This window comes from Bradyrhizobium sp. 191, from assembly GCF_023100985.1.
Classification (GTDB): Bacteria; Pseudomonadota; Alphaproteobacteria; order Rhizobiales; family Xanthobacteraceae; genus Bradyrhizobium; species Bradyrhizobium diversitatis.
Map to the genome: position 1 here is coordinate 2,303,042 of NZ_CP064692.1, position 19,363 is coordinate 2,322,404.

The following is a 19,363-nucleotide window of genomic DNA, read 5'->3' on the forward strand; positions in this document are numbered from 1 at the left end:
CAGGGAACGACACGTTGAACATCCAATACATTCTGGCTGTAGCCGCCGGCGGAGCGCTCGGCGCGGTCGTGCGCTACCTCGTTGCAATCGGTTCGGGCCGCGCTTTCGGCACCAACTTTCCCTGGGGCACCCTGATCATCAACGTGACGGGATCATTCCTGATCGGCATTTTCGCCGCGCTGTTCGCGACGAGATGGAACCTGCCGCAGACCGCCCGGATGTTCTTGACGGTGGGGATTTGTGGCGGATACACCACATTCTCGACGTTCTCGCTGGATGCTTGGTATCTGATCGAGCGCGGTCAGACCGTCGCCTCGGCCGTCTACATGATTGCATCGGTAGTGCTGTCCGTGGGGGCGCTGATCGCCGCAATGCAGTTCGTTCGCGCTCTTCCGTAGGGGCTCAGCGCGACCGACGCATCCCTGCCCGTCTGCAACGACATGATGGCGGCGCGCCGACCACCTTGGAGAAGCCCGGGCGCCTGCAATATGATCAGAGGGCTGGAGCTCATCAGGGCCGGGTTTCAGGAAACGATGAACGACACCGTCACCAAGCCGAAAACCAGGACAAAGACCAAGGTCGAGCGGCCGCGGCTGCACAAGGTCATCCTGATCAACGACGACTACACGCCGCGCGAATTCGTCACCATGGTGCTGAAGGCCGAATTCCGCATGACGGAGGATCAGGCCTACAAGGTGATGATCACCGCGCACAAGCTGGGTGCCTGCGTCGTCGCGGTGTTCACCAAGGATGTTGCCGAGACCAAGGCGACGCGCGCCACCGACGCCGGCCGCGCCAAGGGCTATCCGCTGCTGTTCACGACCGAGCCGGAAGAATAGCGGTTCAGCCAGCCTGCACGTGCGCTTCTTCCGCGAGCCCGTATACGCGCTGCGCCTTGGAAAATCCCGCGATCGGAAATTCGCCGAGCTCGTGCCAATCGTGGCGGCAGACATTGGCAAAGCCTTCCGAGGCAACGACGGTCCGCCCCAGGCGCCCCGTGATCTTCTCCAGCCGAGCCGCGAGATTGACGGCAGGGCCAATGCAGGTGAAGTCGAGGCGGTTGCCGCCGCCGATATTGCCGTAAAGGATGTTGCCGACGTGCAGCGCGACGCCGAAGCGGAAGCGCTCGACGATGTCGCCGACCGGAAAGGCGAGCGCTTCGACGCTGGCGCGGGATTCGCGCGCCGCCTCCAGCACCCGCGCGCAGACATGGGCGGCATCGCCGACATATTCGTCGATCGGAAACACGGCGAGCAGGCCGTCGCCCATGAATTTGAGCACCTCGCCGCCATGGCCGCGGATCGCGGCCACCTGACAGTCGAAATATTGGTTGAGGATCTCGACCACCGTCTCGGCCGGCAGCCGGTCCGACAGCGCGGTGAAGCCGCGCAGGTCCGACAGCCAGATCGCCGCCTGCATGGTGTCGTTGTGACCGCGGCGGATCTGGCCGCCGAGGATGCGCGCGCCGGCGCGATTGCCGACATAGGTGTCGAGCAGCATCTCGGCGGTGCGGCGCAGGCTGATGATCTCGCTGATGCGCGCAAGCGGTGCAATGAGAGCTCGGATGGCCGCGATGTCGTCGTCGCTGAAGCCATCGGGACGCTGCGTGATCCAGCTCGTCGCGTGGATGGAGCCATCGAGAAAAGGCACCGGCACCGCGATATAATCGGTCGCGCCTTCTGCGTGCATGTCCCCGAGGAACGGAAATCGCTTGCTGTCGGGGTCGTTTGCGCGTCCCCGGACCTCGATGCCCTGCTCGAACACGACGCGAAGCGGGCTGCGTGCGAACTGGGGCGTCTCCAGAACCTCGAAATCGACGGCACCGATTTCGACTCCCTGGCCCTGCCGCCAGATGAAGTTGCGGCCGAAGACTTCGGGATGCAGCGTGCGGATGAAGATGCCGAACCGCCACAGCGGCAGGCCGGCCGCGACCAGACGCTCGCAGAAATCGGCAATCCCTACCGCCGGCTCCTGAGCCGCCCAGGTGCCGTCGATCAGCCAGTCGCAGATGCGCTGAAGCTCGGAGCTGTTCATGGGCGCATTTGCGAACGAAGTTGCGGAGTCGTCAAGCTGCGCGGTGGGCTAGTACCGCGACATGAACGCTCGCGGCAGGTCTTCACCTCTCCCCAGCGGGGAGAGGTGAAGCAACTACCGTCCCACCTGCCCGCGATCGCGCAGGAAGTGATCCGCCAGCACGCAAGCCATCATGGCCTCGCCGACCGGGACGGCACGGATGCCGACGCAGGGATCGTGGCGGCCCTTGGTGAAGATCTCGGTCTCGGCTCCCTGCCGATCGACGGTGAGACGCGGCTGGAGGATCGACGAGGTCGGCTTCACCGCGAAGCGCACCACCACCGGCTGTCCGGTGGAGATACCGCCCAGCACGCCGCCCGCATGGTTGGACAGAAACCGCGTGCCGTCATTGCCGGTGCGCATCTCGTCGGCGTTCTCTTCGCCGGTGAGCTCGGCCGCGCCGAAGCCGGCGCCGATCTCGACGCCCTTCACAGCGTTGATGCTCATCATCGCGGCCGCGAGATCGGAATCGAGCTTGGCATAGATCGGCGCGCCGAGACCTGCCGGCACGCCATCGGCGACGACCTCGATCACCGCGCCGATCGAGGATCCGCTCTTGCGGATGCCGTCGAGATAGGTCTCGAAGAATGCGGCCTTGTCCTTGTCGGGACAGAAGAACGGATTCTTGGCGATCTCGTCCCAGTCCCACTTGTCGCGATCAATCTTGTGCGGGCCGATCTGCACCAAGGCGCCGCGCACCTTCACGTCGGGCAGGACTTTTCGCGCGATCGCGCCGGCGGCAACGCGCATCGCGGTCTCGCGCGCCGAGGAGCGCCCGCCGCCGCGATAGTCGCGCAGACCGTACTTGGCCTCATAAGTGAAGTCGGCATGGCCCGGACGAAACTTGTCCTTGATCTCGGAATAGTCCTTGGAGCGCTGGTCGGTGTTCTCGATCAGGAGTCCGATCGGCGTGCCCGTCGTCACCTGCACGCCGGTCTCCGGATGCGCCATCACGCCGGACAGGATCTTCACCTGATCCGGCTCCTGACGCTGCGTCGTGAAGCGCGACTGGCCCGGCCGCCGGCGATCGAGATCACGCTGGATGTCGGCCTCGGTGAGCGGGATCATGGGCGGGCAGCCATCGACCACGCAGCCGATCGCGACCCCGTGGCTCTCGCCGAAGGTGGTGACGCGGAACATGTGGCCGAAGGTGTTGAAGGACATCGCGGATGCCGCCTAACGCTGACTTGCAACAACTATGTTGAATGTCAACGTGACGTAACGCGATCTGAATTGGGGGTCAAATGGTCCCCACAGCCGTCATGGCCGGGCTTGTCCCGGCCATCCACGGTCTCGGTCACGTCGGGCAAAAAGCGCGTGGATGCCCGGGACAAGCCCGGGCATGACGGCGGAGGATGTGGCGCTGCCGTTAACTGAACTTCTCCAGCCGGCCGTCGCGGAACACGTAGACCGCGCCCTGCTCGATAAAGAGCTCCGCAGCGCTGACAGGGGTCTCGACGCCCAGGGCCACCATCAGGGCCCGGCAGGTGCCGCCATGGGCGACGGCCACCGTATCGACCAGAAGCGACTCGTACCAGTCGAGCATGCGCAACTGCACGGCCGCGTAGGTCTCCCCGCCCGCGGGCGCGACGGTCCATTTGTCGGCGAGGCGACTCGCATAGACATCCGGATCGGAGGCTTCGCTCTCGGCCAGCGTCAGCCCCTCCCAGACGCCATAGCCGATCTCACGCAGGCGATCGTCGAGCGAATAGTCCGAAGCCGACAATCCAAGCGTCTCGCGCGCGAGTTCCATGGTCTGCCGCGCACGGCCGAGCGGGCTCGACACGTAAGGCAGCGCCGCCCTGTCCCTGCCCTCGCGCCTGAACAGATCGGCCAGAATGCCGGCCGCCTGCACGGCCTGGGCCCGGCCACGCGCATTCAGCGGGACGTCCCTGGTGCCCTGGAGTCGCCCGAGCGCGTTCCACTCGGTCTCGCCATGGCGAAGGAAGTAGATCGTGGGCACGGGCATTCCGGCTCAGGGCTAGTCCTTCCCGCCCAGCGAGATGTCCGGCGCATCCGGCCGCTTCATGCCGAGCACATGGTAGCCGGAATCGACGTGATGCACCTCGCCGGTGACGCCGCGCGAGAGGTCGGAGAGGAAGTACAGCGCGCTGCCGCCGACGTCTTCGGTCGAGACGTTGCGCCGCATCGGCGCGTTGTATTCGTTCCACTTCAGGATATAGCGGAAGTCGCCGATGCCGGATGCCGCGAGCGTCTTGATCGGTCCCGCCGAGATGGCGTTGACGCGAATGTTCTTCTCGCCGAGATCGGCGGCGAGATAGCGCACGCTGGCCTCCAGCGCCGCCTTGGCGACGCCCATCACGTTGTAATGCGGCATCCATTTCTCGGCGCCGTAGTAGCTGAGCGTGATGAGCGACCCGCCATCCGTCATCAGTTTCTCGGCGCGCTGCGCCACCGCGGTGAACGAATAGCAGGAGATCAGCATCGACTTCGAAAAATTCTCCTGCGTCGTGTCGACGTAGCGGCCGTCGAGCTGCTCGCCATAGGCGATCGCGTGCACCAGGAAGTCGATCTTGCCCCACTTCTCCTTCAGCACTGCGAAGGCAGTGTCGATGGTCGCGGCATCCGTGACGTCACAATGGCCGAGCACGAGACCGCCGATCTCGGCGGCAAGCGGCTCGACACGCTTCTTCAGCGCATCGCCCTGATAGGTGAAGGCGAGCTCGGCGCCCGCGGCGTGGCATGCCTTGGCGATGCCCCAGGCGATCGAGCGGTTGTTGGCAACGCCGAGGATCACTCCGCGCTTGCCTTGCATCAGACCTGAATTCTGCGCCATTTTGAACGTCCCGTCGAAGCTCTCGTTGAGGTCTGGAGGTACACCAGCCCTCCCCTGCGGTACAGCCCTAATACGCGGCGTTAACGCTGTTTCGAGTGCCGGAATAGCCCTTCCACTCGGGTGTTATGATCGTTGAGGCGCTTGCGCCGAACGCTGGGACTTCAAGACTGCAATGAACGCGTTTCGCCAGAGTGTGGAAGTCATGATCCCGGCGTTGCGGCGTTACGCCCGCGCGCTCACGCGCGATGCGGATGCGGCCGACGATCTGGTGCAGGATACATTGGTGCGCGCGCTGCGTTCGGAACGCCTGTTTCTCGGGGGCGACGTCAGGAGCTGGCTCTATACGATCCTGACCAACCTCAACAAGAACCGGCGGCGCTCACTGGCAAGGCGGCCGCAATTCATGCCGCTGACGGAGAACAACCCGGATGCCAGCGGGACCGAGGCCGAAGGACGTGACATCGAGAAGGCGCTGGCCACCCTCGTCGAGGAACAGCGTTCGGTGCTGCTCCTGGTGATGCTGGAAGGCATGAGCTATCGCGAGGTCGCCGACATCCAGGGCGTGCCGATCGGCACCGTGATGTCGCGCCTGGCACGCGCACGGGCCCACGTTAAAGCCTCGCTGGAGGGTGAGCGCCCGGCGCTCAGGCGGGTGAAATGAGGACAGCGTGATGCATCGCACATCGTCCGCCCGCAGCCAGCCGAGGACGCGAGCGAAGTTGAGCCACGAACGATTTTTTGGGCCGCAGAGCCAGAGACGACCGATATGAACGACCGCAATATCCCAGCGACCGAAGACGAGCTGCACGCCTATGTCGACGGCGAGCTGCCGGCAGAACGTCGCGCCGATGTCGAGGCCTGGCTCGCCGCCCACCCTGACGAGGCCGAGCGGGTCCAATCCTGGCGGAGCATGGCCGAGATGCTGCACGCCCGCTACGATTCCGTCGCGCAGGAGCCCGTGCCGGCGCGGCTGGAGCTGGAGCGGCTGGAGCGCCGCCCGCGGCAATGGTTCTACGGCGCCGCCGCAGCCGTGCTGGCTGCTTTCGTTGCCGGCGGCACGGCCGGCTGGGTGGCACATGGCGCCGCCAACGCGCCCTCCACGTTTCAGAGCCTTACGGCAGACGCGCTCGATGCCCACCGCCTCTACGTCGTCGAGGTCCGCCATCCCGTCGAAGTCGGCGGCAACGAGCGTGACCATCTGCAGGCCTGGCTGACCCGGCGCTGCGGCTGGACGGTGTTCGCTCCGAACCTGGAGGCGAGCGGTCTGAAGCTCGTCGGCGGCCGGCTTCTGCCCGGGCCGAACGGTCCGGCGTCGTTCCTGATGTATGAGGGCGCTTCGGGTGAGCGGTACACGATCTACGCCACCAAGACCGACAATGGTGCGACGCAGATGCGCTACGCCAGGACGGACAAGGACGGAGCGCTGTTCTGGGCCGAACGCGGCGTCGGCTACGTCGTCAGCGGCAGCGGCGATCGCGAGCGGCTGACCAAGGTGGCGCAGGCCGTGTACGACCAAGCGGAGAAACACGGCACCTGAGCAAGCGCATAAGCGCGATGCCCAGATTCCGACATTGAAAATTTGGAATCAAGACATCGGCGCGTCTCATTATCGCACCGGATGCTCACGCGAAAATGAGCAGCGTTCGATCCGCCGATCGACGCGGGCGGCCTCGATTGGGGCTTTTGGTACCGCGCTGGTCCCCCTCTCGAGGCCGCACCTTATTCTCGGCTGCCCGCCGGACAGCCGACATGTCTTGAAGTCAGCGCCGAAGCGCGCTGCGCTTCAGACCCAAGTTGAGCATCATCCTTTCGGGAAGAGAATGCTCCGATCGTCGAGGTGGCCTCGGATAGCGCCCTAGCCGAGCCCGCTACGCGGATTGTAGGGGTGGTGGTCCCGCCACTTCTCCATCAATGCTTCGAGCTCGGCGTCGTTCCCGTCCGGTAGCATAATCCTGATGGTCACGAAGAGATCCCCGGTTCCACCAGCTTTCGGCAAGCCCTTGCCCTTGAGGCGGAAGGTCCGGCCGCTGGAGGTGTTCTTCGGGACCGAAAGCTCCACGGCATTGCCGAGGGTGGGCACACGGACCTTGCCGCCAAGCACCGCCTCATACAACGTCACCGGCAGGTCGATCCTGAGGTCGGCGCCGTCGACCTTGAAGAACGGGTGCGGCGCGATGTTGATGGTGATCAGGAGATCGCCGGGCGGATGGCCCTGCGCGCTCTCGCCCTGCCCCCGGAGCCGAATCTGCTGGCCCTCGGTGACGCCGGCCGGAATCTTGACGTTGAGCTCCTTGCCCGTCGGCAGCCGGACGCGCTTCTCGCCACCCTTGGCCGACTCTTCCAGCGAGACGGACATGGCGACATTGACATCAAGATCGAGCCCAATGCCGCCGGTATCGAATTCGAACTGGGCGCCGCCGCCAGCGCCAGGCCGGGCGCCGCGCACCCCGCCGCCGAACATGCTGTTGAGGATATCCTCGAACGCGCCGCCGCCTGGGCCGCCACCCGCCCCGCCGCTCCGGAACGTATAGCTCTCGAACCCGCCGGGACCCGCGCGGCCGCGCGGCCCCCCGCCGCCAGGAAAACCCTGGAAGCGTGGCTTGCCCTCGGCATCAATCTCGCCGCGGTCAAACTGCTTGCGCTTGTCCTCGTCGCCGAGGATCTCGTTGGCCGAGTTGATCTCAGCGAAGCGCTCGGCAGCCTTCGGATCACCCTTGTTGCTGTCCGGATGATGCTTCTTGGCCAGCTTGCGATAGGCGCTCTTGATCGCGGCAGCGCTGGCGCTCCGCGGCACCCCCAAGACCTCATAGGGGTCGCGCATTCGTCACGTCTCCTTCAAGAAATCGAATTGTTCAAAGGGCTCCCCGCCCCACCTGCGGATCATGTGGGAAGAGAGTGGCATTTTTGCAACTAGCAGCGTGGTGAACTTAGCTCCGCCACGGCTTTAGCGTATGAATCTCCCAACGGCCACGGCTCCTTTGGCAGCCGGCGCCCTGAAGCCAGCTTTCGGTGCTGCCGTTGACATAGCTCGCCAGGAAGTCGCGGCATCTGCGTCCGTCCTCGGCGGCATAGGACTGGGCGATCGGCGTCACCGAGCCGCGCGCCCCGGTCTCCGGATTCTCCCAGTGCTGGCTGGAATCCTTGTCGCCCTTGCTGAGCACGTCGGAGGCGGCATTACGCGCGAAGGCGAGATCGGTCTCGGTGGGCGCCGCGTCTCTCGCCGACCGCGCGATCGAGCCGGTGAGATCGCTGTCGTCGGTCTTGGCGTAGGCACTCGTGTCATTGCGGGAAAAGCTGCAGCCGCCGGCGCCGAGCCCGACCAGAATCATCGTCACGGCGAGGCCGGAGGGCCGGATCGCCGATAGGCCAACGCGATCCCATGCCCTATATAGGACGGTAGCGGACAAGGACGCATTTTGGGCCGCGGGACGCAACTCGGACTCCAGACATGACCGACACGACCTCGATGAAACACCAGACACCCTTAACATCCGGTGATTTCACCGCCGCCGACGAGCCATTTGCGCTGTTCGAGGCCTGGCTGAACGAGGCGACCAAGAGCGAGCCGAACGATCCGAATGCCATGGCGCTCGCAACCGTCGACCCTGACGGGCTGCCGGACGTCCGCATGGTGCTGATGAAGGGCTTCGATACCGAAGGTTTCGTCTTCTACAGCCACATCGCCAGCCAGAAGGGCCGCGAACTCGCCGCAAATCCTAAGGCAGCGTTACTGTTTCACTGGAAGTCGCTGCGCCGTCAGGTCCGCATCCGCGGCAACGTGACGCCGGTGACCGACACTGAAGCCGACGCCTATTTCGCCACCCGCCCCAAGCAGGCCCAGATCGGCGCCTGGGCGAGCAAGCAGTCGCAAGAGCTTGAGAGCCGCTTCGCCTTCGAGCAGGCCATCGCCAAGGTTGCGGCCAGATATGTCATCGGCGAAGTGCCGCGGCCGCCGGGCTGGAGCGGCTGGCGCATCACGCCGATGCGTATCGAGTTCTGGCACGACCGCCCGTTCCGCCTGCACGACCGCATCGAATTTCGCCGCGACGCCGCCGGCCAGAAATGGTCCAAGACGCGGATGTACCCTTGATCCCTGTCTTCAACCTAGTCTCGAGCTTTGGGTCGACCTGAAAGATGTCCATGCCGCATTCGTCCAATGCGCCGCGCCGCACGCTGCTCCTGACCGGAGCAAGCCGCGGCATCGGCCACGCCACGGTGATCCGCTTTTCCTCGGCGGGATGGCGCGTCATCACTTGCTCGCGGCATCCTTTCCCGGAGGACTGCCCGTGGGACGCGGGGCCCGAGGACCACATCCAGGTCGACCTTGGCGATCCCCAGGATACGGCGCGCGCGATCTCCGATATCCGCAACCGGCTGGAGGGCGGCATGCTGCATGCGCTGGTCAACAACGCCGCGATCTCGCCGAAGGGCCCGGGCGGCTCCCGGCTCGGCTCGGTCGACACTGACCTCGACACCTGGACGCATGTCTTCCATGTCAACTTCTTCGCGCCGATCATGATGGCACGCGGGCTGATCGAGGAATTGAAGGCGGCCAAGGGCTCGGTCGTCAACGTCACTTCGATCGCGGGCTCGCGCGTGCACCCGTTCGCGGGCGCCGCCTACGCCACCTCGAAGGCCGCGCTCGCCTCGCTGACGCGCGAGATGGCGTCCGATTTCGGCCGTATCGGCGTCCGCGTCAACGCGATCGCCCCGGGCGAGATCGACACCTCGATCCTGTCGCCGGGCACCGAGAAGATCGTCGAACAGCAGATCCCGATGCACCGCCTCGGCACGCCCGACGAAGTGGCCAAGATCATCTACGTGCTGTGCACCGATACCAGCTCCTACGTCAACGGCGCCGAGATCCACATCAACGGCGGCCAGCACGTGTAGGCAGGCACGAAAGCATGGGCCGGTTCGCAAGCACCGCCTCACTCTACGAGCATCTGCGGCCGCCGTATCCGCGCGAATTCTTCCGCTGCGTCGCGCAAAAACTCGGTCTCACCAAACAGAGCAGTCTGATTGATCTCGGTACCGGACCCGGGCTGCTGGCGCTCGGCTTCGGCCCCTATGTCGGCCGTGTCGTCGGAGTCGATCCGGAGCCTGCGATGCTCGACGCCGCGCGGCTTGCCGCTTCCCGCGCGGGTCGACATGTCACGCTGATTGAAGGCAAGGCAGAGACGCTTCCACCCGATATCGGCACTTTCGACATCGTCACGATCGGCCGTGCGTTGCATTGGATGGATCGCAATGCGACGGTTGCCCAACTCGGCCAGCTGGTTGCACACGGGGGCGCGATCGCGATCTGCGCTTCGTTCTCGGCTACCGACGGCCGTAACCCATGGCTCGATGGTTACAACGAAATTCGCCGTCGCTGGTCGCCTTCGCAGCTCTGGGAGGAGGCAGGACGGGGCACGCGGACACATCGCGACCTTTCCGCGTTCTTCCACGGCAGCCCGTTGCAGCTCGCCGAGCTTGTCACCGTCGAGACCAGCCATCTGGTCGGCCTGCACGATTTGGCGAAGCGCACGCTTACTTATTCGTCCTCGTCACGGGACGCACTGGGCGAGAATGTCGAGGCGATGCTGAGCGAGGTCTTGCATCATCTCGTCCCGTTCAGCCGCGACTATGCTATCGAAGAGACCATCGTCTCGACGGCGCAGATAGTTAAACCCTAGCAGATTTGCCGAAGAGTGGAAGCAAGGCGATCCAGACAACGCCGCCGCAAGGCCTGGATCGCCCTTACCTTCCGTTCCTCAATCGAGTCGAATCCGACGCGACCTCTCGCGCGGCCGCGGAGCGGCCTTGCTGAATGCAGTCGAGCAGTCGTCGTCGTTCTCACCATCCAGCAGCGGAGCACCACAGTGCCGGCACATGCGTGCCGACATCGACGGCGCCTTGCCGCTCGTCATCGCCTGGCGATAGTTCGCCAGATCGATGACGTTGCGGGGCGTCGTTATGTGTTTCTCAACCATGGCTGTTCCTCGCGGCTACGCACTGCTTATCGCAGACAAGTTTCGCGCAAACGTTCAGCCCACCGCTCAAATTTTACCGGAGGAATTGCGGCACGGCGCGGACATCACGGCACCGCCTCAATCCCGATCTATTCTGCGACACGTTCTATTGTGTCTCCGCGAGCGGCGTAAGGTCTCGGTAGGTATCTTCGCTCGAGCGCGACTCCTACAGCCACTTCTTCCATTTGAAGATCCAGTACGGGACGACCGCGGCGGCCAGCATCATCACCAGCGCCATCGGATAGCCGTGCACCCATTCGAGTTCCGGCATCACCTTGAAGTTCATGCCGTAGACCGAGGCGATCAGCGTCGGCGGCATCAGGACGACGGCCATCACCGAGAACAGCTTGATGATGTTGTTCTGCTCGAGATTGACGACGCCGAGCATGGCATCGAGCACGAAGGTGATCTTGTTGGAGAGATAGGAGGCGTGGTCGGTCAACGAGGCGACGTCGCGCTGCATGGTCTTGAGCTGCTCGCGCATGTCCTTCGACCATTTCACGCCCTCGACCACCGCGGACAGGAACGTGACGACGCGACCGATCGACACCAGACTCTCGCGAACCTTCGAGGTCAAATCACCCTTGCGGCCGATCGAGATCAAGATCTGGGAGTATCTCTTTGCCTGCCCATGGCGCTCGCTCTCGGGCTCGAAGATGTCGTGGCTGACCTGATCGATCTCGGCGCCGCAACGCTCCAGAATATCGGCGCAGCGGTCGATCACCGCATCCAGCAGCTCCATCAGCACCATCTCGCCCGTGACGGAAGGCGTGCAGGAGCGGGCGAGCTTGGCCTCGACCAGCGCGAACGGCTTCGGCTGGTCATATCGCACCGTCACCAGGCGGTGGTCGCCGAGGATGAAGGTCACCGCCGTGGTCCGGGGCATGTCGGTATCGGAGTGGCACATCAGCGTCGCAGTCATGTAGCGCGCGCCGTTCTCCATATAGAGGCGACTGGAGATCTCGATCTCCTGCATGTCTTCCCGGGTCGGGATGGCGATGCCCGCGAGCCGCTCCACCGCCTTGTCCTCGGCCGCGCTCGGATTGACGAGGTCGATCCAGACAGCGTTCTCCGGCACGGCCGCAAGATCCTCGATGACAGCCTTCTTGAGGGCGGACTCGGAGGGAACAAACACCGAAAACATGAAAAGCTCCAGAGATCCTGCGACAGCCAGCCCTTAGCGCGATTCTGGCAGGTTCACGATGACAACAACATTAACGGAGCGTTTGGACTTGTGGCGATCCGAGGCTCAACTGTGGCACGGAATCGACAGTTCGGCGCCTCCCGCCGAAAAACCCGCATAGCAGCGCAAAATTTGCGGCAGAAAAGCCACAGCTAGGGTCTCGTAGCGCGGGAAAAGACCTTCAGAGCTGGAATTGTGGCAGATTTCAACGATAATGGGCTTAACGGAGTCGAGGAACTCGGGCGCCAAGCTCAAGCCGTCCGTGCGGTATTGTTTTGATTGGAACCAAACCATGTCGTCGCTGAAAGTTATATTGGGGATTTTTGCCGCCGGCCTGATGCTGTCGGGCTGCATGCAGGCCACTCATTATGAGGCGACCGACACCAAGTCCTTCAAGCCAAAGGACAAGGAACTGCTCGCCAAGGTCAAATACGAGAACACCCCGGTCGCTGAGCCGTTCCGCCGCGCCATCGTCGAATACCACCGCAAGGAATCGCCGGGCTCGATCGTGGTCGATTCCGACAACCATTACCTCTATTACGTGCTGGAGGGCGGCAAGGCGATCCGCTACGGCATCACCGTTGGCGAAGAGGCCATGGCCTGGTCGGGCATCGCCAAGGTGGGCAGCAAGACCGAGTGGCCGGCCTGGCACCCCACCCCCGGCGAAATTTCGCGTCTGGGCGTGCCGACCTATGTCGCCCCCGGCCCGGACAACCCGATGGGCTCCCGCGCGCTGTACCTCTATTCGGGCGGCAAGGACACGCTGTTCCGGATCCACGGCACCAACCAGCCGGAATATATCGGCGCCTCGATCTCGTCAGGCTGCATCCGCCTGACCAACGAGGACGCGATCGATCTCTATGATCGCGTCAAGGTTGGGACCCTGGTCGTGGTGCTCGAGCCCAAGCACGGCGACTCGCCGTACAATTCGCGACTGGCGCTCGGCAACAGCCAAACCGGCCAGGCGGCCAGCTACTGATCGCCAACGATCTCTGGACAACAAAAGGCGCCGGTTTTACCGGCGCTTTTTTGTTGCCTGCTTGGACGATGGAGACTTCTTGGCAGGGGGCGATTTCTCTTCAGGTGAAGACGATTTCTCCGCCGGCTCGTCGTCAGCACCTTCCTTCGCCTCAGGCTTGGCCGCGACCTCGCGCGGCGGCGCCTCCTCGGGGCGTTCCACCGGCAGGAGCGGGGCGACCTGCGGCAGAGGATCCCAGACGTTCCACTGGCAGATGCGGTAGCCGTTGCGGCGCTGCGCCAGATCGAGATGGATGTGGTCCTCATGGTACCAGTCCGAGCCAGGACCGAGCACGGTGGAAAAGCGCGCGCAGACCGAGTGCAGCACGCGCTCGCGAACGTCGCGCGACAGGGTGCGGTCCGTGAGGCCGATCGACTGCCCATTGGCGAGCTTGATGGCGCGGATGTCGATGGCATTGGCCTTTCCATGCTCGGACAGCAGCGCGCCAGCGACGCGGTTGCGACCGCGGCACTCGAAGGAATCGAAATTGTCGAGGTCGCTGATGGGCGAGCCGAGGCTGGTGGCCAGCGGCACCATGTCCTTGCGCAGCCAATCGGCGATCGCGGACGCCATGGTGCAGCGAAGGATGGCCGCCGGCTTGACCGTCACCTTGCGCTTGTCCGGCAGCACGACCGCTTCCAGCCGTACCAGATCCTCGCCGCCGCAGGCGCCGGGGCCGCGGATGTCCGGGATCGAGGGCGCGATCGCAATGTCCTCCGTCAGCGCGACGCGGCAGTCTGAGGCCTGCTTCTGGGGTGGCGGCACAGCCTCGGCAGGCTTGTCGGCGCTCGGCTGGTCTGGAGACGACTTCTCCCCTGCCTCCGGCGGGACCTCGTCCGAGGCCTTATTCGGTGCCTTTGGAGCCTCTTCGGGGCGAGGTTTTGGCAGGGGAATCTTCGCGGTACGAACGGCCGCGCGCGGCCGTGGTGTACCAAGGCCGAAGATATCGAGTGGCGCAGGATATTTCCGCGCCTCTGCCCTCTCGACAGGCACGAGCAGCAGCCCCAGCGCGGCGGTAACCATTGCCGCGCCGACGGACATATAGCCGCGACAAGACCATTTGCGGCGAAAGTCCGGCAGGCTAAAAGTCATGACAATTCTTTGGCCCAAGCTGAGAGCGATAACGCGCCCAGCGACTTCTCGGAGGAACGTGAGAATGCTTGGTTTGATGCAAGATTGGCCCCTGCTCTGCCACCGGATCATCGAACACGCCGCCAGGATTCATGGCAAGCAGGAGGTGGTCACGCGCTCGGTCGAGGGACCGATCCATCGCACCAATTACGCCGAGATCCACAAGCGCGCGCTCAAGGTCTCGCAGATGCTGGAGCGCGACGGTATCAAGCTCGGCGACCGCGTCGCAACGATCGCCTGGAACACCTGGCGCCATCTCGAGGTCTGGTACGGCATCATGGGGATCGGTGCCATCTGCCACACGGTCAATCCTCGCCTCTTTCCCGAACAGATCGCCTGGATCATCAATCATGCGCAGGATCGCATCGTGATGACCGACATCACCTTCGTTCCGATCCTGGAGAAGATCGCGGACAAGCTGCCCAGCGTGGAGCGCTACATCGTGCTCACCGACAAGGCTCACATGCCGGAGACCACGCTGAAGAACGCGGTCGCCTACGAGGACTGGATTGCGCAGGCCGACGGCAAATTCAAATGGAAGGACTTTGACGAGAACACGGCGGCGGCGATGTGCTACACCTCCGGCACGACCGGCGATCCCAAGGGTGTGCTGTACTCGCATCGCTCCAACGTGTTGCACGCGCTGATGGCCAACAATGTCGACGCGCTCGGCACCAGTGCGTCCGAGACAATGCTGCCGGTGGTTCCCCTGTTCCATGCCAACAGCTGGGGCATCGCCTTCTCCGCGCCCTCGCAGGGCACCAAGCTGGTGATGCCCGGAGCCAAGCTCGACGGCGCATCGGTCTATGAGCTGCTCTCGACCGAGAAGGTGACGCACACCGCGGGCGTGCCGACGGTGTGGCTGATGCTGCTCCAGCACATGGCCGCCAACAATCTCAAGCTGCCGGATCTGAAGATGGTGATCTGCGGCGGCTCGGCGATGCCGCGCTCGATGATCAAGGCCTTCCTCGACATGGGCTCCAACGTGCGTCACGCCTGGGGCATGACCGAGATGAGCCCGATCGGCAGCGTCGCGGCGCTGAAGCCTCCGTTCCACAATGCGACGGGCGATGCCAAGCTCGACGTGCTTCAGATGCAGGGTTATGCACCCTTCGCGGTGCAGATGAAGATCACCGACGATGCCGGCAAGGAGCTGCCCTGGGACGGCAAGACCTTCGGTCGCCTCAAGGTCTCCGGCCCTGCCGTGGCCAAGGCCTATTACCGGGTCGACACCAACATCCTCGACGAAGAAGGCTTCTTCGACACCGGGGACGTCTCGACGATCGACGAGGACGGCTACATGCGGATCACCGACCGCTCCAAGGATGTGATCAAGTCCGGCGGCGAGTGGATCTCCTCGATCGACCTCGAAAACCTCGCAGTCGGCCATCCCGCCGTGGCGGAAGCCGCGGTGATCGGCGTATTCCATCCCAAATGGGACGAGCGGCCGCTCTTGATCGTGCAGCTCAAGCAGGGCCAGCAGGCCACACGTGAGGACATCCTGAAGTTCATGGATGGCAAGATCGCCAAATGGTGGATGCCCGACGACGTCGCCTTCGTCGAAGGCATCCCACATACGGCCACCGGCAAGATCCTGAAGACGGCGCTGCGCGACCAGTTCAAGGATTATCGCTTCCCGAACGCGGCGGCGTAGCGGCACAGCAAGCTACGTCATTCCGGGATGGTCCGAAGGACCAGACCTCAGGTGCGCAATTGCGCACCGGGGAATCTCGAGATTCTCAGGTGCGCGAGGGCGCACCTGAGTTCGAGTGCTCCGCATCGCCCCGGAATGACGGGCAGTAACAGTCCGGTCTCCCTTGAATTTGCCGCCGCGCCGTGGTCTCAACAAGCCATCGTCGCGCCAGATCGGCCGGCATCGCCAACCCCGGCAGAGCTCACCCGATGGCCCGCAGGTTTTCCGCTCCCTACCAGTCGGAGCCCGTGTCCAGCCTGGCGAGCTGGGCGCGCAATCTGGCCGTGTTCGCGGTGGTGGCGGTGGTGGTGTCGGTCATCGTCGTCCGCTTCGATTTCCTGGAGCCGAAACCGGCGCTTGCGACTTTCTTCGGCGGGCTCGCGATATCAGGCCTCTCGATCTTGTTCGGGCTCGCGGGCTTTGCCGCGATCTGGCAGAACGGCTCGCGGGGCATGGCGCGCATCCTGCTCGCCTTCCTGATCGACGGCGCGATCCTCGCCTATCCCGCCTATCTGGCCTTTCAATATCGCAAGCTGCCGTCCATCTACGACATCACCACCGACCCGATCGATCCGCCGCGCTTCGACGCGATGGCGCGACTGCGCACCGGCGAGGGCACCAATACTGCGGTCTATGCCGGCCTCTACTCGGCGGAGCAGCAGCGCCGCTTCTATCCCGAAATCGTGCCCGTCGAGCTCGAGATTTCCGTCGACCGCGCCTATGCAATCGCGCTCCAGCTCGTGCACAAGCGCAAATGGATCGTCATCGACGAGCGCGCGCCGCAGCCGCCGCGCCGCATCGGCCGCATCGAGGCGGTGGCGCGCACGCCGATCATGGGTTTTCGCGAGGACGTTTCGATAAGGGTCGTGCCGGATGGCGATGATTCCCGGGTCGACATGCGCTCCGCTTCGCGCAATTTCGACAGCGATCTCGGCAGCAACGCCGCGCGCATCAAGAAGTTCATCGACGATCTCAACACCGCCGCCGATGCCGACGCGCTCAAGCCGGTGAAGAAGACGCCGGTCGCGCCGCCCAAGGCGCCGGCGAAGACCGTTAAAAAATAGCGAATTGGCGAGTGGCGAATAGCGAATAGAGAAACGCAATTCGCCACTCTCTATTCGCCATTCGCCCCTAGCTAGGCCACCCGATACGTCCCGCCGATCACGGGATCGCCATCGGTTGCGACCACGCCGCGTGCGACCAGGTCTTCGAGGTGCGCCAGCACGGAGTAGCCGGCGGCCGTCGTCAGCCTCGGATCGATACCGATATAGATCGCGCGGACCATCGTCGGGATGTCGGTCTCGCCCTTGGCGAGACGGTGCAGGATCGAGGCCTCACGCGCCTTGCGGTGACGGATCAGGAAGCGCACGAAGCGCTGGCCCTCGGGGATCTCGGGGCCGTGGCCTGAGAAATAGAGATCCTCCTCGCGTGCCGCGAGCCGATCCAGCGAATCCATGTAGTCGATCATCGAGCCGTCGGGCGGCGCCACGATGGAGGTCGACCAGCCCATCACGTGATCGCCGACGAAGTTGAACTTTCGCTCGGGCCAGGCGAATGCCAGATGATTGGCCGTGTGGCCGGGCGTCGCCACGGCCTCGAGCCGCCAGCCGTCGCCTTCGACGACGTCGCCGTGTGCGAGGTTGACGTCTGGCGCAAAATCGCGGTCGACGCCGGATTCCGGATTGTGCTTCTCGCTCTCGAAGCGCGGGCGCGAGGCGCGATGCGGGCCTTCGGCATAGACCGGCGCACCTGTCGCCTGCTTGATGCGCGCGGTGTTCGGGGAATGGTCGCGATGGGTATGGGTGACGAAGATATGGCTCACCGTCTCGCCGCGCACGGCATCGAGCAGCGCAGCCGCATGCGCCTCATCGTCCGGACCGGGATCGATAATCGCAACATTGCCCTCGCCCACGATATAACTGACCGTGCCGGTGAAGGTGAACGGGCTCGAATTGTTGCAGAGCACGCGCCGCACGCCGGGGCGGACCTCCTCGACGATGCCGGGCTTCAGCGGAAAGTTGCGATTGAACGGGACGTCGTCGTTATCGGACATGGCTTCTTCTTTGTTCTTTGACGTCATTCCGGGATGGCCCGTCAGGGCCAAACCCGGAATCTCGATTGAACAGGAATAATGCGGCCCGAGATTCCGGGTTCGCGCTTCGCGCGCCCCGGAATGACGGAGAACCAAATCAGAAAAACGCCTGAATGCCCGTGATGGCGCGGCCCAGGATCAGGGCGTGGACGTCGTGGGTGCCCTCGTAGGTGTTGACCGTTTCGAGGTTATGGACGTGGCGCATCACGTGATATTCGATCGAGATGCCGTTGCCGCCGTGCATGTCACGGGCGGTGCGGGCGATATCGAGGGCCTTGCCGCAATTGTTGCGCTTCATGATCGAGATCATCTCGGGCGCGAACTTGCCCTCGTCCATCAAGCGACCGACGCGCAGCGAGCCCTGCAAGCCGAGCGCGATCTCGGTCTCCATGTCGGCGAGCTTCTTCTGCACCAGCTGGGTCGCGGCGAGCGGCTTGCCGAACTGCTTGCGGTCGAGCGTGTACTGGCGGGCGCGATGCATGCAGTCCTCGGCGGCCCCCAACGCACCCCAGGAGATGCCGTAGCGGGCGCGGTTGAGGCAGCCGAACGGGCCCTTCAGGCCGGAGACGTTGGGCAGCAGGGCGTCTTCCGGAACGACGACGCCATCCATCACGACTTCGCCGGTGATCGAGGCGCGCAGGGACAGCTTGCCGCCGATCTTCGGCGCCGAGAGACCCTTCATGCCCTTCTCCAGCACGAAGCCGCGGATCTGGTTGTCGTGCGCGGCCGACTTGGCCCAGACCACGAACACGTCGGCGATCGGCGCGTTCGAGATCCACATCTTGCTGCCGGTGAGGCGATAGCCGTCCGAAACCTTCTCCGCGCGGGTCTTCATGCCGGCGGGATCGGAGCCGGCGTCAGGCTCCGTCAGGCCGAAGCAGCCGACCCACTCGCCGCTGGCGAGCTTCGGCAGGTACTTCTTGCGCTGGTTCTCGTCGCCATAGGCGTAGATCGGGTACATCACCAGCGAGGACTGCACCGAGTTCATCGAGCGATAGCCGGAATCGACCCGCTCGATCTCGCGTGCGACGAGGCCATAGGCGACGTAGCTCGCATTCGCGCAACCATATTCCTCGGGCAGCGTGATGCCGATCAGGCCGAGCTCGCCCATCTCATTGAAGATCTCGCGATCGGTCTTCTCTTCGAGATAGGCCTTGGCAACCCGCGGCAACAGCTTGTCCTGGGCATAGGCGCGGGCGGTATCGCGCACCATGCGCTCGTCTTCGGTCAGCTGCTCGTCGAGCAGGAATGGATCGTCCCACTGGAAAGAAGCCGCAGCCGGCTTGTCCTTGGCCTGAGGGCGCACGCTCATGAAACGTCCTTTCGCGTCTGGTTCCGTCAATAATTGCCCGACAAACTAAA

21 protein-coding genes are annotated in these 19,363 nt (G+C 64.1%); 10 read left to right on the top strand and 11 right to left on the bottom strand.

Annotated elements, in window-relative coordinates:
- The first annotated feature begins 14 nt into the window (after positions 1–14).
- Positions 15–398, top strand: a complete 384-nt coding sequence (gene crcB / locus IVB23_RS10585) for a fluoride efflux transporter CrcB (protein ID WP_247803463.1) — start codon at positions 15–17, stop codon at positions 396–398.
- 135 nt (positions 399–533) lie between these two features.
- A complete protein-coding gene (gene clpS, locus IVB23_RS10590; RefSeq protein WP_061878702.1) occupies positions 534–839 on the top strand; it encodes an ATP-dependent Clp protease adapter ClpS in 306 nt (101 codons plus the stop codon).
- Between the two features lie 4 nt (positions 840–843).
- Here clpS and IVB23_RS10595 read toward each other — a convergent pair whose 3' ends face one another.
- The 4 genes from IVB23_RS10595 to fabI form a co-directional block, all read right to left on the bottom strand.
- Positions 844–2,034 carry an adenylate/guanylate cyclase domain-containing protein gene (locus IVB23_RS10595; RefSeq protein WP_061878392.1) on the bottom strand — a complete coding sequence of 397 codons (1,191 nt, stop codon included), beginning with the start codon at positions 2,032–2,034 and terminating at the stop codon, positions 844–846.
- A gap of 114 nt (positions 2,035–2,148) precedes the next feature.
- Positions 2,149–3,237 (bottom strand): chorismate synthase, encoded by a 1,089-nt coding sequence (gene aroC / locus IVB23_RS10600; RefSeq protein ID WP_061878393.1) that lies wholly within the window; start codon positions 3,235–3,237, stop codon positions 2,149–2,151.
- A gap of 205 nt (positions 3,238–3,442) precedes the next feature.
- Entirely contained in the window at positions 3,443–4,042 is a 600-nt protein-coding gene (locus IVB23_RS10605; protein ID WP_197968074.1) for a histidine phosphatase family protein, read from the bottom strand.
- 12 nt (positions 4,043–4,054) lie between these two features.
- The gene (gene fabI / locus IVB23_RS10610) at positions 4,055–4,870 is read right to left on the bottom strand and encodes an enoyl-ACP reductase FabI (RefSeq protein WP_247803464.1); all 816 of its coding nucleotides are present in this window, start codon (positions 4,868–4,870) and stop codon (positions 4,055–4,057) included.
- Between the two features lie 172 nt (positions 4,871–5,042).
- Here fabI and IVB23_RS10615 point away from each other — a divergent pair, with 172 nt between their 5' ends.
- Both IVB23_RS10615 and IVB23_RS10620 read left to right on the top strand, forming a co-directional pair.
- Entirely contained in the window at positions 5,043–5,531 is a 489-nt protein-coding gene (locus IVB23_RS10615; RefSeq protein WP_028180365.1) for a sigma-70 family RNA polymerase sigma factor, read from the top strand.
- 105 nt (positions 5,532–5,636) lie between these two features.
- A complete protein-coding gene (locus IVB23_RS10620; RefSeq protein WP_247803465.1) occupies positions 5,637–6,407 on the top strand; it encodes an anti-sigma factor in 771 nt (256 codons plus the stop codon).
- Positions 6,408–6,725: 318 nt separating this feature from the next.
- Here IVB23_RS10620 and IVB23_RS10625 read toward each other — a convergent pair whose 3' ends face one another.
- Together IVB23_RS10625 and IVB23_RS10630 are read right to left on the bottom strand one after the other, a co-directional pair.
- Positions 6,726–7,691, bottom strand: a complete 966-nt coding sequence (locus tag IVB23_RS10625) for a J domain-containing protein (protein ID WP_247803466.1) — start codon at positions 7,689–7,691, stop codon at positions 6,726–6,728.
- A 106-nt stretch (positions 7,692–7,797) separates the two neighbouring features.
- Positions 7,798–8,199, bottom strand: a complete 402-nt coding sequence (locus IVB23_RS10630) for an RT0821/Lpp0805 family surface protein (protein ID WP_247804822.1) — start codon at positions 8,197–8,199, stop codon at positions 7,798–7,800.
- A 119-nt stretch (positions 8,200–8,318) separates the two neighbouring features.
- Between IVB23_RS10630 and pdxH the strand changes: the two genes are divergently transcribed.
- The 3 genes from pdxH to IVB23_RS10645 are packed head-to-tail and all read left to right on the top strand — an operon-like array spanning position 8,319 to position 10,548.
- A complete protein-coding gene (gene pdxH, locus IVB23_RS10635) occupies positions 8,319–8,960 on the top strand; it encodes a pyridoxamine 5'-phosphate oxidase (protein WP_061878398.1) in 642 nt (213 codons plus the stop codon).
- Between the two features lie 50 nt (positions 8,961–9,010).
- Positions 9,011–9,763, top strand: a complete 753-nt coding sequence (locus IVB23_RS10640) for an SDR family oxidoreductase (RefSeq protein ID WP_247803467.1) — start codon at positions 9,011–9,013, stop codon at positions 9,761–9,763.
- 14 nt (positions 9,764–9,777) lie between these two features.
- Entirely contained in the window at positions 9,778–10,548 is a 771-nt protein-coding gene (locus IVB23_RS10645; RefSeq protein ID WP_247803468.1) for a class I SAM-dependent methyltransferase, read from the top strand.
- Between the two features lie 78 nt (positions 10,549–10,626).
- On the opposite strand, the gene IVB23_RS10650 is transcribed toward IVB23_RS10645, so the two are convergent.
- Both IVB23_RS10650 and IVB23_RS10655 read right to left on the bottom strand, forming a co-directional pair.
- Entirely contained in the window at positions 10,627–10,845 is a 219-nt protein-coding gene (locus tag IVB23_RS10650) for a hypothetical protein (protein ID WP_247803469.1), read from the bottom strand.
- A gap of 205 nt (positions 10,846–11,050) precedes the next feature.
- A complete protein-coding gene (locus tag IVB23_RS10655; protein ID WP_061878401.1) occupies positions 11,051–12,028 on the bottom strand; it encodes a magnesium transporter CorA family protein in 978 nt (325 codons plus the stop codon).
- Between the two features lie 331 nt (positions 12,029–12,359).
- On the opposite strand from IVB23_RS10655, the gene IVB23_RS10660 reads away from it, so the two are divergent.
- Entirely contained in the window at positions 12,360–13,046 is a 687-nt protein-coding gene (locus IVB23_RS10660) for a L,D-transpeptidase (protein WP_247803470.1), read from the top strand.
- A 36-nt stretch (positions 13,047–13,082) separates the two neighbouring features.
- Here IVB23_RS10660 and IVB23_RS10665 read toward each other — a convergent pair whose 3' ends face one another.
- Positions 13,083–14,177, bottom strand: a complete 1,095-nt coding sequence (locus IVB23_RS10665; protein WP_247803471.1) for an extensin family protein — start codon at positions 14,175–14,177, stop codon at positions 13,083–13,085.
- A gap of 64 nt (positions 14,178–14,241) precedes the next feature.
- On the opposite strand from IVB23_RS10665, the gene IVB23_RS10670 reads away from it, so the two are divergent.
- Both IVB23_RS10670 and IVB23_RS10675 read left to right on the top strand, forming a co-directional pair.
- Entirely contained in the window at positions 14,242–15,870 is a 1,629-nt protein-coding gene (locus IVB23_RS10670) for a fatty-acid--CoA ligase (RefSeq protein ID WP_061878405.1), read from the top strand.
- A 248-nt stretch (positions 15,871–16,118) separates the two neighbouring features.
- On the top strand, positions 16,119–16,973 hold the full coding sequence (locus IVB23_RS10675; RefSeq protein WP_061878406.1) for a DUF1499 domain-containing protein: 855 nt from the start codon (positions 16,119–16,121) through the stop codon (positions 16,971–16,973).
- A 71-nt stretch (positions 16,974–17,044) separates the two neighbouring features.
- On the opposite strand, the gene IVB23_RS10680 is transcribed toward IVB23_RS10675, so the two are convergent.
- The gene (locus tag IVB23_RS10680; RefSeq protein ID WP_247803472.1) at positions 17,045–17,962 is read right to left on the bottom strand and encodes an MBL fold metallo-hydrolase; all 918 of its coding nucleotides are present in this window, start codon (positions 17,960–17,962) and stop codon (positions 17,045–17,047) included.
- 136 nt (positions 17,963–18,098) lie between these two features.
- A complete protein-coding gene (locus tag IVB23_RS10685; protein ID WP_028135001.1) occupies positions 18,099–19,313 on the bottom strand; it encodes an acyl-CoA dehydrogenase in 1,215 nt (404 codons plus the stop codon).
- Between the last annotated feature and the right edge of the window lie 50 nt (positions 19,314–19,363).